The 325-nt window shown below is 74.5% G+C and carries 1 pseudogene; it reads left to right on the plus strand.

Features of this window, described 5'->3' with window-relative positions:
• Positions 1-325, plus strand: a pseudogene (locus DN069_RS39085) (NUDIX domain-containing protein); the annotation flags it as partial.

The raw sequence follows: 325 nt of genomic DNA on the forward strand, positions 1-325 counted from the left end.
GAGCCAGCGCGGGTCCGGGCGCGGGCGGGGCGGCGGAGCGCGCGCGGGGGGCCGCCGCCCGGGACGAGGGGGTGGACGAGGGACCGCGGCCCGGTGGCGTCGGCGTCCTCGCGACGGACGCCGACGGACGGATCTTCGTGCACCGCCGCACGCCACAGAAGATCGTCTTTCCGTCCCTCTACGACGTCTTCGTCGGCGGCGTTGTCGGCACCGGCGAGTCCTACGACGAGGCGGCCAAGCGGGAGGCGGAGGAGGAGCTGGGCGTCACCGGCATCAGCCCGGAGCACCTCTTCACCTTCCTCTACACCAGCGCCGACCACGAGTG

The organism is Streptacidiphilus pinicola (assembly GCF_003258295.1).
Taxonomy (GTDB): Bacteria; Actinomycetota; Actinomycetes; order Streptomycetales; family Streptomycetaceae; genus Streptacidiphilus; species Streptacidiphilus pinicola.